10 protein-coding genes are annotated in these 12,418 nt (G+C 62.1%); 8 read left to right on the forward strand and 2 right to left on the reverse strand.

The window, feature by feature from the left end; genetic code table 11:
• Positions 1 to 38 precede the first annotated feature (38 nt).
• Positions 39 to 1,130 carry a glycine oxidase ThiO gene (gene thiO, locus H6955_08025; GenBank protein MCP5313490.1) on the reverse strand — a complete coding sequence of 364 codons (1,092 nt, stop codon included), beginning with the start codon at positions 1,128 to 1,130 and terminating at the stop codon, positions 39 to 41.
• 159 nt (positions 1,131 to 1,289) lie between these two features.
• Here thiO and H6955_08030 point away from each other — a divergent pair, with 159 nt between their 5' ends.
• The 6 genes from H6955_08030 (at position 1,290) to H6955_08055 (ending at position 9,207) form a co-directional block, all read left to right on the forward strand.
• Positions 1,290 to 1,811 (forward strand): GspH/FimT family pseudopilin, encoded by a 522-nt coding sequence (locus tag H6955_08030; GenBank protein ID MCP5313491.1) that lies wholly within the window; start codon positions 1,290 to 1,292, stop codon positions 1,809 to 1,811.
• A 35-nt stretch (positions 1,812 to 1,846) separates the two neighbouring features.
• A complete protein-coding gene (gene pilV / locus H6955_08035) occupies positions 1,847 to 2,305 on the forward strand; it encodes a type IV pilus modification protein PilV (protein ID MCP5313492.1) in 459 nt (152 codons plus the stop codon).
• On the forward strand, positions 2,302 to 3,330 hold the full coding sequence (locus tag H6955_08040; GenBank protein MCP5313493.1) for a PilW family protein: 1,029 nt from the start codon (positions 2,302 to 2,304) through the stop codon (positions 3,328 to 3,330). Before pilV ends, H6955_08040 begins: the two co-directional genes overlap by 4 nt.
• Positions 3,331 to 3,340: 10 nt before the next feature.
• Entirely contained in the window at positions 3,341 to 3,874 is a 534-nt protein-coding gene (locus tag H6955_08045) for a pilus assembly protein (GenBank protein ID MCP5313494.1), read from the forward strand.
• Between the two features lie 87 nt (positions 3,875 to 3,961).
• Positions 3,962 to 8,761, forward strand: a complete 4,800-nt coding sequence (locus H6955_08050; GenBank protein MCP5313495.1) for a hypothetical protein — start codon at positions 3,962 to 3,964, stop codon at positions 8,759 to 8,761.
• Between the two features lie 17 nt (positions 8,762 to 8,778).
• On the forward strand, positions 8,779 to 9,207 hold the full coding sequence (locus tag H6955_08055) for a type IV pilin protein (protein MCP5313496.1): 429 nt from the start codon (positions 8,779 to 8,781) through the stop codon (positions 9,205 to 9,207).
• A gap of 19 nt (positions 9,208 to 9,226) precedes the next feature.
• On the opposite strand, the gene ispH is transcribed toward H6955_08055, so the two are convergent.
• Complete coding sequence (gene ispH, locus H6955_08060) at positions 9,227 to 10,213, reverse strand: 4-hydroxy-3-methylbut-2-enyl diphosphate reductase (GenBank protein MCP5313497.1); 987 nt, start codon at positions 10,211 to 10,213, stop codon at positions 9,227 to 9,229.
• Between the two features lie 248 nt (positions 10,214 to 10,461).
• Between ispH and H6955_08065 the strand changes: the two genes are divergently transcribed.
• On the forward strand, positions 10,462 to 11,538 hold the full coding sequence (locus tag H6955_08065; GenBank protein MCP5313498.1) for a GNAT family N-acetyltransferase: 1,077 nt from the start codon (positions 10,462 to 10,464) through the stop codon (positions 11,536 to 11,538).
• Between the two features lie 12 nt (positions 11,539 to 11,550).
• Complete coding sequence (gene hslO / locus H6955_08070; protein MCP5313499.1) at positions 11,551 to 12,417, forward strand: Hsp33 family molecular chaperone HslO; 867 nt, start codon at positions 11,551 to 11,553, stop codon at positions 12,415 to 12,417.
• The last annotated feature ends 1 nt before the right edge of the window (position 12,418 follow it).

Genomic DNA, 12,418 nt, shown 5'->3' on the forward strand with positions numbered 1-12,418 from the left:
TACGCGGCCGCGCATTATGGGCCAGGATCGGGCGCGACTCAACCGCGGGCGGCTGTCCAGGCGTAGGGCGCCGGGTCGACGATCGGTGTGCGTTCGAGGACCAGGTCGGCCAGCAGGCGCGCCGAGGCGGGTCCGAGTACGATGCCGTTGCGGAAATGGCCGGCGTTGACGAACAGGCCGTCGATCGCCGGGTGTCGACCGATATAGGGGACACCGGCCGGCGATGACGGTCGCAGGCCGGCCCAATGCGCCTCGACCCGACAGTGCGCGAGCAGCGGAAAACGTGCCGTGGCGATCGCGTACAACTCGTCGTACGCCGCGCGCGTCGTGGACTTGTCGAATCCAACGTCCTCGATGGTGCTGCCGAACAGCGTGCGCCCGTCACGACGCGGTATCACATATCGGTTGGCGTCCAGCACGATCCGCTGGATGCTGCCCGGCGCCGCATCGAACAACAGCATCTGCCCGCGCATCGGACGCACATCCGGCGGGGTGGGCAGGGTGTCCAGCAGCTTGCGGCTCCACGCGCCGGCACATACCACGGCCGCATCGGCTTCGTGGCGGGCGTCGCCTGTGTCGAGGCCGCGGTAGCGTCCGCCTCCGAGATCGAGTTGCCGTACCGACGTCTGGCTGTGTATCGGGACGCCACTGTCTAGCAGGTGCCGATGCAACGCGCGCGCCAGGCGAGGGTTGCGCACCTGTGCCACGGTTGGCATCCAAAGCGCCCGGTCGGCCGGTTGCGCCGCGGCGGGTTCCAGCCGGGCGAAGGTCTGTCGATCGATCGGCCGTACATCGCGCGCGTGCTGTGCTGCCCATGCGAACGCCTGGTCGGCCTCGTCGGGCGCCACCAGGATCATCCCGTTGACGGTGTACTCGGGATCGATACCGGTATCGCGCGCCAATTGGGAACAGAATTCCGGGTAAACTGCCTGACTCCAGGTCGCCAGATGCGTGACGCTATCCAGATAGCGCCAGGGAAACAACGGCGACACGATGCCGCCACCGGCCCAGGAGGATTCGCGACCGGGCTCGGCACGCTCGAACAGCGTCACGCGCAGGCCGCCACGATGCAACTCGAGCGCGGTCAGCATGCCGATCACGCCGCCGCCAACGATATGGATGTGATTCATGGACTGTGGATGGCTGCCGCTAACTGCTTATCGGCGCGCCGCAGTGCGGCCGTGGCCACGCGGTAGCGGTCGCCAATAACGACACCGTTCGTCGGGAAATAGCGGCAGTCTATCACCTGCGGCGGGATGCCATTAGATAAAAGTGCTATATCGCCAACTATGAGTACGAAACAACAAGGTCTCACACTGGTCGAGCTGATGGTCACGCTGGCCGTCGCGATCGTACTGCTCGCGGTCGGGATGCCGTTGTTCACCGGCGTTGCCGCAAACAACCGTGCGGTTGCGGAAGCAAACGCGTTGACTGCGGCGCTGAAACTGGCACGCAGCGAAGCGGTCAAGCGTCGCGTGACGGTCGTGGTGTGTTCGGATGATGCCGGCGCCTGTGGGGATGCCGCGGACTGGAAGGATGGCTGGATGGTGTTCGTCGACGAAAACGGGAACAGCGTAGTTGACGTCGATGACGAGGTACTACGCACCTGGGCGGCCCTGTCCACTGAGTCCAGTATCACGGTTACCGATGGGCCGACGGTCGCGTTTCAGGCGGCCGGTGATGTAGCGGCCCAGGTCACTTTCGAGTTGTTCAACTCGGCTGTCACGGCCACGGACGTCAATGACAAGAAGCGTTGCACGACGGTGGCAGACTCCGGGCAGATACGCAGTACGCGAGGGGCCTGTCCATGAAGCGGGGAACGAATACCGTGATCACCGATACGGTCATTGCCGGGCAAACGGCACAGAGTGGCTTCACGCTGCTCGAGGTACTGGTTGCGCTCATTGTGTTGTCGATCGGCCTGTTGGGTCTCAGCGGTCTGCAGACCACGTCGCTGCGCAGCAATCACAGCGCGTCGCTGCGTACCCAGGCCACGATCCTAAGCTCCGATATCGTCGATCGCATGCGTGCCAACCGCCAGGCGGCGGTGGGTCTCGCGAAATCGTATGACATCGATTTCGGCGACGTTGCCCCAACAGGCACCTGCGCATCCAGCTGTTCGGAGACACAGGTGGCCGCGCGAGACCTGTTCGAGTGGCGGGCTTATGTCGAACGCCTGCCGGGTGGTCAGAGCAGCATATCGGTCGATGACGACGGCGTGGTGGAGGTGCAGATCCGCTGGGCGGACAACCGCAACAGCGATGCCGCCGCCAAATTGAACTTCACGACGCGGACGATGATATGAAAGGACGGTTGCAGATGCGTCGCCAGTCCGGCCTGACGCTGGTCGAATTGATGGTCGCTATGACGTTGAGCATGGTGCTACTGGCCGGAGTGATGGTGCTGTTTTCGGGCAACAAGATCAGCTATCGGATGCAGGAGGGGCTTTCCGCGATCCAGGACAGCGGTCGCTATGCGATGGCACAGATCAAGCGCGATATCGAATCGTCCGGGTTCGGTGGTTGTCTCACCGAAGACCTCAAGGTTGATATCAAGCCGATACTCGCTATTTATGGGAGTGTTGTGCCTGCCTATGTAGGGGAATTTCAGAACGGCATCCGGATCACTGCCGACAACGATGTGTCGGGTGCGGACGTCGATGGCGAGGCCGTTGTCGACGGTACCGATGTCCTGCAGATCCGCGGCCTGATGGGCGGCACGGTGTTCTACGCCGCGCAGCGCATGTTTCCGAACAACCCGATAACGTTGCTGGGGGATGCCACCGACGAGTTCGCGACCGACGATTATGCCGTGCTCAGCGACTGTAGTGGCGCCGATATCGTCCAGGTTGCTGCTGATCCCACGTTCGCTGACAACAAGACAACAATTACCCACTTGCCGACACTACTGTCTCGCAAGTTCGGTTCGGATTCCGAGCTTGCTGCTTTGTCGCTGCGTACCTATTTCATCGGTACCTCGGCCGGGGTCAACAACTCGGGCGCCGCGGTGCGTGCGCTGTACCGCTCCGACGGCACTACCGTGCAGGAGATCGTTCAGGGTGTCGAAGACATGCAGATACTGTTTGGCGTCGATACCAATGCCGACGGTGTTGCGGATGCCTTCCAGGCCCCGGACGCAGTGGCCGATTGGAGCGGAGTCGTCAATGTGCAGGTGTCGCTGCTGGTCAATAGTATCGACAATACGACGGAGGAGGCGGCGCAATACATCTTCCGCCCGGACGATCCGGCGCCCCAGTTGCCGGCCACCGACGACCGCCTGATGCGGCAGGAATACACCGCGGTGATGACACTGCGTAACAACGTTTTGTGAGCAGATGCAGATGAATCGCAACAGCTTAGGAAATCCGGTTCTCAGGCAAAGGCAGCAGGGTGCCGTGCTGATAGTGGCACTGGTGCTGCTGCTGGTACTCACCGTGTTGGGCACGGCCGGGATCCAGGACACGATCATCACGGAGCGCATGGCCGGCAACCAGCGCGACCTCGCTTTGTCGTTCGAGACGGCGGAACTCGAGTTGCGTCGCTGGGAGAAACGGATGGACGAGGCCCCGGTCGTATTCTCGGCAACCGTGCATGGCTACGAGGTGACCGACGTCACGATCAGTGTCGACCCGGACGACAATACCAATTATGCCGATTCGACGGTGTCCACCAGCGAATTGTCGACCTATGTCGACACCCTGCCGCGTTATTTCCTGGAGCGGTTACCGGAGATACCGCTGCCGGACAGCAGTATCGTCCAGGGTTTTCAGGAAAAGCCGCCGGTGCTGCAGTACTACCGGGTGACGGCCAAGGGGTTCGGCGTGACGCCGAGCACGGAGTCAATATTGCAGAGCACCTACCTGCCGCCGTTCTGATGCGGTAGGTCCGGGTGTGATGGAAGGCGGTCTATTGCGCACGCGGTACTCATCGGCCGCTGCAATCGAGGTGACGATATGGACAACATGAAACGTAAACTGCTCGCCACCTTCTCGGTGGTGTACTCAGCCATCGCGGCGCAATCGGCGCACGCGGTCGCGCCTGCCAGCCTGGCGCAGGTGCCGCTTTTCCTGGTGAACTCGGCCGAACCGCAGGTGATGTTGAATATGTCGAACGATCACCAGCTGTTCTACAAGGCGTACGACGACTGGTCGGATGTCGACGGCGACGGTGTCATCGATATCACCTACGACCACGGCATCACCTACTACGGGTATTTCGATAGCTTCGTCTGCTATGACTACGATGGTGTCGCCGACCGCTTCGAGCCTGCGGAGGAAACGTCGGACAAATATTGCGACTCGGTAAGCGGCGAGTGGAGCGGGAACTTCTTGAACTGGGCCTCGATGACCCGTATCGACACGGTGCGCAAAATCCTGTTTGGCGGTGTGCGTTCTACCGATACTGGCTCGCTGACGGTGCTCGAGCGCGCCTTTCTACCCAACGATGCGCACAGCTTCGCGAAGTACTACGCGGAAGAGACCGCTGGCGAGATCGCCAAGCTGACGCCGTGGGATGTCGCCGAGATTACTATCTGCAATACGACTTACGGCACGGCGGGGTACTCAGAGGATTCTACGCAGCCACCGTTGATGCGTATCGCCGAAGGCAATTTCGCGCTGTGGGCGGCAAACGAGCGCTGGCAATGTCACTGGGACGGGGAGGCTGAAGGCACCAGTGACGGCGGTACGAACAACGGAAACAATCCCGACGACACTGGACTCGCGGCGGACCCCAACAATCCGGATTGGGATGACGACCGGCTTGGTGATGGCGACTACATAGTGCGTGTCGAGGTTTGCTCGTCCGATCCGGACAAAACGGCGACCGAGAAATGTAAGGTGTACCCCGACGGCAACAGAAAGCCCATTGGACTGCTGCAGGAGTATGGCGACGATGGCCAGATCGCTTTCGGCCTGATGACGGGCAGTTTTCAGCACAACAAGACCGGCGGTACATTGCGCAAAAACGTCGGGCCGATCACCGATGAGATCAATGTTGATACGAATGGTACCTTCAAGACGGCACCGGCGGCGGGCAATATCATCGGCAACCTGAGTGCGCTGCGGATCAGCGGTTACTGTTACAACTGTTTCGGTGCGCAGGGTACCTACAACTCTACGGGCGGTGACAACTGTATCTGGGGTTTGAATTCGTTCAACAACGGCCAGTGCACCAACTGGGGCAACCCGCAGTCCGAGATCTATTTCGAGAGTCTGCGCTACTTCGCCGGAAAGACGGCGTTAGGAATCTACCAAGCCGATGATTCCTCATATCTGTCAGACTTCATTACAGCGACGTCCTGGGTCGACCCGTTGAGCGAGGCGAACTACTGTGCGCCGCTGAACATCATCCAGTTCAATGCCAGCGTGTCGTCGTACGATTTTAACGACGACGAGTATCCCCAGCTTGGTGATCTCGAGGATCTGACAAGTATCAATACCTGGACGGACGACATCGGTGTTGCGGTGGATGACGTCGACGGTGCCGGTGAGGGCATTGATGATAACGAGTTTTTCATCGGGGGCGGAACCTATACGACCAACGGACTGTGTACTGCGAAGACCCTGCAGCACCTGTCAGCCGCCAAGGGGTTGTGTCCGGAAGCGCCGCGCGCACAAGGTAGCTACAAGATCGCCGGTCTGGCCTATTACGCCCATACCACTTCAATTCGTGACGATATTGATGACACCGACGGTGTCCCGGCGGAGATCAAGGTCAAGACCTACGGCGTGACGCTGGCGCCCGCGGTACCAAAGATCGAGGTGCCGAACCCGGCCAATCCCTCTCAGGCGCTGGTGACCATTCTGCCGGCGTGTCGTAACCAGAGCGTCGGCGGAAACTGCGCGATTGTGGACTTCAAGGTTGTGCAGAAGCACACCGAGAGCGTGGATTACGAGGGCGTCTATACCGGCAAGTTCTACGTCAACTGGGAAGATAGTGAACAGGGGGGTGATTACGACCAGGATATGGCGGGAACATTGAGTTACGAGTACAACTCCAACAACAACACCATCACCGTGATCACGAAGACGTTCGCCGACTCGACGCCGTACAAGATGGCGTTCGGGTATATCTTGAGCGGTACTCTCAATGACGGTTTCCACGCCCATTCCGGGATAGAAGATTTCGACGAAGAGGTGGATACTACGGGGGTGGCGACCTGTGGCAGTGGAGGGGTGAACTGCTCGGTCGATGAGCCGGCGACGTCGGTTACCTATACGCTTGGTACAACCGACGCCGAACTGCTCAAGGATCCACTCTACTACGCCGCCAAATGGGGTGGTTTCGAAGAGGACGAGTTTACGGTCTCGGAAGGCGGTACGCGCCCAGACGCTGCCGCGGAACCGAACGATAGGCCCGATCAGACGTACGAGTGGGATGACAACGGTGACGGCTTGCCGGATGCCTACTTCTACTCGACCAACCCGGCGGAGCTCGAGACATCGCTCGCGGCGGTATTCCTCGACGTGACCTCGGGTACCGCGGCGGCGTCGTCGACCGCGGCGAACTCGTTCCGCGTGTCGACCGGGACGACGATCTTCCAGGCACGCTTCAATCCCCTGGCGTGGACGGGTGAGCTACTGGCATTTCCGGTGAATCCTCTGAACGGCCAGTTGAGCGACACCCCCTCGTGGGATGCGGGCGCGAAACTACAGTTGCAGGCCTGGGACAGCCGCGTGATCATCACCAACAACGCCGGCACCGGTGTGCCGTTCGCGTGGTCGTCGCTGAATACCACGCAGAAGACCTTCCTGATGATGGACCCGGACACCCTGACGACGGACGCCGATTCTGTCGTGGCCGCCGCCATCGGCGAGGACCGGCTCGAATACCTGCGCGGCAACACCGACCACGAACTGCAGAATGGCGGCCAGTTCCGCGACCGCCTGCGCAAGCTCGGCGACCTGGTCAACTCGTCGCCTGCGTATGTCGGCGCACCTGGTTTCAATTATCCAAACTGGCTTGAAAAGTACGAAAACACCTCCGATCCCACCGTGGTGACCAACAGTTCGGCGGAGACCTACAGCGAGTACACCACCCGGATGGCGGCGTTGAATACCGGCGCCGGCCGTACGCCGATGCTGTATGTCGGCGGTAACGACGGCATGTTGCACGGTTTCACGGCCTACCCGGAGGCCGCGCTGGGCGGTATCGAGAAGCTGGCGTTCGTGCCCAATGCGGTGTACGCGCGCTACGAGGATTCGCCGCAGACGCCGTCGCTGGGTCAGCTGACCTCGCCCGACTACGAGCACCGCTACTTTGTGGATGGCTCGCCGACCGTCGGTGACGTGCTGATGACGGACAACGACTGGCACACGATTCTGGTCGGCGGCCTGAATGCCGGCGGTCGTGGCATCTACGCGCTGGACGTGACCAATCCGTCGGCCTATACCGAGGCGTCGGCGAGCAACATCTTCTTGTGGGAGGTGGAGACCACGTCCGGTGGTGATTTCGATCACCTGGGCTACACCTACAGCCGTCCGGCGATCGTGAAGAACCACAGCGGGACCAATGCCTATACCTACGAGGCTGGCGAGGGCAAGTGGGTCGCGATGTTCGGCAATGGTTACGCGAGTGCGTCCGGTTACGCGGTGTTCTACGTCGTCAATGCCGAGACCGGTGCGCTCGTCGACAGCGTCATCCTCGACGACACGGGTGACAACGGTCTGTCGACCGTTTCACCGGTCGACCTTGACGGCGATTACAAGATCGACGTGGTGTATGCGGGCGATCTGAAGGGCAACCTGTGGAAGCTGATCCCGGATGGCACCCTGACGGGCTGGCGCGCGGATTTCGTCGGCAGTACTTGTGCCGATCCGTCCACTGCAGACGACTTCTGTACGCCGTTGTTCGCGGCCCCAGTGGTTGATGGGGTGGACCCGCGACCGATCACGATGCGGCCCGAGGTTGGGCGGCACCCGGACGGTCTGCCGGGGACCATGGTGTATTTCGGCACGGGTTCCTATTTCAAGTCGGGCGACAACGTCGGCGATGCGGATACCCATTCGGTCTATGGCATCTGGGACCCGTGGGACAGCTGCTTCGATCCGGCCGACGGTTCGCGGCGCATCCGCTGCGCATCCAGCTACTCGAAAATAGTCGATGAATCGCCGGTGACACCCCCGACTACGCCGTCGATCAGTCGCAGCAACCTGTTGATGCAGTGCGTCACCGGGACCGACGGATCGACCTGTATGTCCAAGGTCACGTCGCCGGGGCCGTCGAACACGACGACCGGCCTGATCAACGACTTCGAGATCCGGCTGGTGTCGCAAAACGTCCTGGATGTCTGGGACTGGGATGCGAGCCGCGGCGTCATGGGTTGGTACCTCGACCTGCCGGACTATGGCGAGAAGCAGGTCACGCGGCATACATTGCGCGGCGGCCGCCTGATCTTCGTCACGATCATTCCGTCGGACCATGCGTGCGAAGACGGTGGTGAGAGCTGGCTGGTGGAGATGGACGCCCGTAGCGGTGGTCGGCTCGACGAGACGGTGTTCGACCTGGACGGCGACGGTTTCTTCTCGTACGACGACAACTGGGAGGGTAGCACCAGTGGGCCCGGTGGGGCGGTACCAGGTATCCCGGCGACGATGAAGCGGTCCAAGGAGGGCATCACGCAGCCGCCGAGCATCGTCGACGACGGCAAGGGTGAGAAAGAGTACAAGTACGCGAGCGGTTCCAAGGGCGGTGTCGAGGTCACGACCGAGTCGCGTGCTTCGTCGGCGCTGGGCCGCAAGTCCTGGGTCCGCCTCAAGTAAGGCGCGCGAGGTCAGTGATGCAAGCAAGACAGACGGGATTGACGCTAATCGAACTGATGGTGGTGGTCGCCGTGATGGCGGTCATCGCCGCGGTGGCCTATCCGATGTATACGAGCCAGGTGCAGAAGTCGCGGCGCGCCGACGCGATGGTTGCGCTGGAGACGATCGCCATGGCCGAGGAGCGCTATTACACGATAGCGGGTGAGTACGGACCCCTGGCATCACTACAGATCTCTGCAGACCTCCTCAGCGGCGATTCAGAGCAGGGTTACTACGACATCACGGTGAGCGTGACCGGCGCCGACGACGAACAGTTCACGGTGCGCGCCGAGCCCAAGTCGAGCGGGCCGCAGGCACAGGACGGCGATTGCACCTGGTTCGAACTCGACCAGTTGGGCGATCGGACCGCTTCTGACACTGGCAGTACCAAGTGTTGGGGCAAATAAGGCAACCCGACGCGGGCGGTCAGCGCTGACCGTCCGTGCCGGCGTCGAGCGTTTCTCCGGAATCCATCGCGCTCAGCAGGTTCTTCGGCAGCGCAAACACCACCGTCTCGCGTTCCCCGGCGAGTTCCTCGGCCGGGTCGGCGCCCCACGCCTGCAGCTGCCGGATCACATTGCCGACCAGGACCTCGGGCGCCGAGGCCCCGGCGGTGACGCCGACCCGCCTTACACCGTCCAGCCAGCTGCGACGTATGTCTTCGGGACCATCGATCAGATACGCCTGACGCTGCTGCTTCTCGGCGATCTCCTTGAGTCGGTTCGAGTTCGAGCTGTTCGGTGACCCGACCACCAGGACCAGGTCGCACTGTTGCGCCAGCCGTGTCACCGCGTCCTGGCGGTTCTGGGTCGCGTAACAGATGTCGTCCTTTTTCGGCCCCTTGATATCCGGAAAGCGCCGTTGCAGGGCCTCGATGACCCGAGCGGTGTCGTCCATGGACAGCGTGGTCTGGGTGACGAACGCGAGTTCGGTCGGGTTGCGGATTTCGAGATTGGCGACGTCGTCCGGCGTCTCGACCAGGTAGATACCAGCGCCATCGGCGCTGCAGCGGTACTGACCCATGGTGCCTTCGACCTCGGGATGGCCCTTGTGGCCGATCAACACCACCTCGTGCCCGGCCCGGCAGTGCCGCGCAACCTCCAGGTGCACCTTGGTGACCAGTGGGCAGGTTGCGTCGAACACCGTCAGGCGGCGCCGCGCCGCCTCTTCGCGTACCTGCTGCGATACCCCGTGGGCGCTGAATATCACGGTGCCGCCGTCGGGAATCTCGCTGAGCTCGTCGACGAACACCGCGCCGCGATCGCGCAACCGCTGTACGACGAATCGGTTGTGTACGACCTCATGGCGCACATAGATCGGTGCGCCGAAGGTGTCGAGTGCGCGCTCGACGATCTCGATCGCACGGTCGACGCCGGCACAGAATCCGCGCGGGTTTGCCAGGAGAATCTTCACGCCGGGATTGTCGAGCCGCGTGGCGCGCAATTCAAGGCGCAACCGCCAAGTCCCCCGACGATCGTGCGGTTGTACCGGCAAACGACCGGTTTCCGCCATCGGGTGAACGAAGCAGCGGCGCCCTTCGCGGACTTGGTGCAGAATGCAGGCATGTTGTCTGTGGCAGTGCTCGCTCGGTTGAAGTCGGATTCGGGAAGCCGTCACGTCTCGCGCGTGGCGTTCACCGCAGACGGTGATGGCATAAACCTGTGGACGCGGTAGGCGATCCGGACGGTATTTCGGTGGCGTCCGACGTGACCCGGCTCGGCGGCGCGGCGCAGGCGCTGTTCGAGCGCGGCGAGCGCGCCAGTTTCGACCTCGGCGCGGACTGGTTTGAACTGCTCGTCCGGCACGGGTTGCCGGATGGATGTGAGCCGCGATTCTACCAATCGTCCACCGAGGACGACGTGAGGTGTGTGCTGCCGGTCTTCGTCTGCCCGGGTGCGGTGAGCGGGCTGACAACCTTCTACACGAGTCTGTATCGCCCGCTGATGGCAGAGGGTGCGGTCGCGGCCGATTTGGCAGGACTGGTACGCCGACTCATGCGGGATACGCGATCGGGGTCGTTGCGTCTCGATCCGATGGATCCATCGCACCCGAGCTTTGTCATGACTGTCGATGCGATGCGTCTGGCGGGACTCAGGCCGTTCAGTTTCTTCGCATTTGGCAACTGGTACCTTCCGGTCGCCGGACGTGATTACCAGACCTATCTGGCCGGTTTGCCGTCGCGCCTGCGCAACACCCTGCGCCGGCGGGAAAAGCGCTTTCGGACCGAACTGCACGGAAGAATCGAAATGGTGCAGGATGGTGATGGCTTGGCGGAAGCGGTGAGTATCTGGCAGGCCATCTATGGCTCCAGTTGGAAGCGCGAGGAGCCGTATCCTGACTTCATGCCGCAATTGATCGCGCTGTGTGCGAGGCGGGGCTGGTTGCGCATGGCGATAGCCTACCTCGGCGATACCCCGGTCGCTGCACAGATTTGGATCGTCAACGCAGGGCACGCAGCGATCTACAAGCTGGCCCATGACGAACGCTATGCCCGGTACTCGGTGGGGACCCTGTTGACGGCGCGCCTGATGCAGCACGTGCTCGATGTCGATCGTGTCCACGAGGTCGACTACCTGATCGGCGACGACGCCTACAAGCGCGACTGGATGGATGCACGTCGCGAACGGCACGGTATCGTCGCCTTCGATCCCCACAGCCTGCGCGGGCTGGCCGGTATTGCCCGACAGCGGCTGGGCGATCTCCGGCGTCGCTTCATCGCGCGTCAGCGCAAAGACTAGGCCACCGATTCGATGACCGATGAACTCTACCGATTCACCTTTGAGCATTTCGGCGTACGCGGCGAAATTGTTGTACTGGATGCAAGCTGGCGCGCCGTTCTGGAGCGCCACGACTATCCGCCCGCTGTCGGCAGCTATCTGGGGCAGGCGCTCGCGGCAGCGACCCTGCTGTCTGGAACGATCAAGTTCAAGGGGTCCCTGATTCTGCAGATCCAGGGTGAGGGGCCACTGCGTACCCTGGTCGCGCAGGCAACCGAGCAGCGCCTGATTCGCGGGATGGCCCTGGCAAGCGGCACCGTTCCTGCGGGCGATCTACGCGCGGCTTTTGGCGAGGGACGCATCGTTCTGACCGCTGAATCCTCCAAGGGGGATCGCTACCAGGGCGTGGTGGCCCTGGATGGCGGCAGCCTCTCCGCCGTGGTCGAGAGCTATTTCGGTCAGTCCGAGCAGCTTCCGACCCGGATCTGGTTGGCGGCGAACGGAGAACGCGCCGCGGGCTTGCTGCTGCAGCGTCTGCCCGGCGACATCGACGGGGACGCCGACGGCTGGCAACGAGCCGCGCTGTTGGCCAATACCGTGACGGACGATGAGCTGTTGCAGCTGTCGCCAAAAGACGTACTGCGTCGTCTGTTCCACGAGGAGACCCTGCGCCTGTATTCCCCGGAGCCGGTCGCGTTTCGCTGCAGCTGCTCGCGCGGGCGCATTGCCGACACCCTGCGCACGCTGGGACCGCAGGAGATCGCGTCGATCATCGAGGAACGGGGGCAGGTCGAGGTGGCCTGTGAGTTCTGCAACGCCAAATACCATTTCGATGCCGTGGACGCCGCGGCGCTTTTCGCCGACGGTATCGTCACGGATTCGTCAGACACACAGCACTGAT

This window comes from Chromatiaceae bacterium (assembly GCA_024235395.1).
In the GTDB taxonomy this organism is placed as follows: domain Bacteria; phylum Pseudomonadota; class Gammaproteobacteria; order Chromatiales; family Chromatiaceae; genus Thiosocius.

Excerpts from the sequence above, each read along its gene's own strand:
- thiO (MCP5313490.1), bottom strand. The coding sequence starts at position 1,130 with ATGAATCACATCCATATCGTTGGCGGCGGCGTGATCGGCATGCTGACC.
- H6955_08030 (MCP5313491.1), top strand. The coding sequence starts at position 1,290 with ATGAGTACGAAACAACAAGGTCTCACACTGGTCGAGCTGATGGTCACG.
- H6955_08040 (MCP5313493.1), top strand. The coding sequence starts at position 2,302 with ATGAAAGGACGGTTGCAGATGCGTCGCCAGTCCGGCCTGACGCTGGTC.
- H6955_08045 (MCP5313494.1), top strand. The coding sequence starts at position 3,341 with ATGAATCGCAACAGCTTAGGAAATCCGGTTCTCAGGCAAAGGCAGCAG.
- H6955_08050 (MCP5313495.1), top strand. The coding sequence starts at position 3,962 with ATGAAACGTAAACTGCTCGCCACCTTCTCGGTGGTGTACTCAGCCATC.
- H6955_08055 (MCP5313496.1), top strand. The coding sequence starts at position 8,779 with ATGCAAGCAAGACAGACGGGATTGACGCTAATCGAACTGATGGTGGTG.
- hslO (MCP5313499.1), top strand. The coding sequence starts at position 11,551 with ATGACCGATGAACTCTACCGATTCACCTTTGAGCATTTCGGCGTACGC.